Origin of the sequence: Stenotrophomonas nitritireducens, assembly GCF_001431425.1 — a bacterium.
GTDB lineage: Bacteria > Pseudomonadota > Gammaproteobacteria > Xanthomonadales > Xanthomonadaceae > Stenotrophomonas > Stenotrophomonas nitritireducens.
On the sequence record NZ_LDJG01000057.1, the window covers coordinates 1 to 638 of the forward strand.

Annotated in this window: 1 protein-coding gene; it reads right to left on the reverse strand. The window is 59.1% G+C overall.

Features of this window, described 5'->3' with window-relative positions; translation table 11 throughout:
* Positions 1 to 595 (reverse strand): hypothetical protein (locus ABB22_RS17395; RefSeq protein WP_082592204.1); only part of this gene is annotated, 595 nt, incomplete at its 3' end.
* Positions 596 to 638: the final 43 nt, after the last annotated feature.

The following is a 638-nucleotide window of genomic DNA, read 5'->3' on the forward strand; positions in this document are numbered from 1 at the left end:
TGATGCCCATGGTGCCGCCGTAGTGGGCGACCAATGCAGAGACAAGGGCCTCCTGCGTTTTGAAGCTGGAATAGGGCACGCCTGAAGGCGACTGGCTCAGCATCAGCGTCAACATCCCTCCAATGATGTTGAGATAGGTCGTTTCCGCCCGTTCGCTGATCTCGCATTGCTTGGATGCCAACAGCACCGAGGATTGCTTGAGTAGCGTGTCGTGCTGCTCCTGCAGTTCTCGCATCTCACGTCGGGCTTGTTCAAGCGCGGCCTGAAGGGCCAGCCGCTCCACGAGGATCGCCTGTCCTGTTTCCATGGTGATGAAAGGATGCGCCATGCGTTCGCCACGGCTGAACAGAAATCCTGGCCGGTGCTCGGGATAGTGGGTGCGCATCCAGCGTTTTAGATCGACATGGCGAACAGTCAGATCCAGAGAATTGAGCAGGTTCGGATCATTGAGCGTGATCCCGTTCTTGCCGTAGGGCAGCTCTCCGTTGAGGATGCCGTCATAGATACGTTCCGAGTGCAGCCGGCACTCATTCCATCGAGGGCAGTTCAGCGACCGAGGCAGGACACGCGGTGACGCGATCGTGGCCAGGATCATCGGGAGATACCGCAGCAACCCAGCCCATCGGATGGCCGCCTCG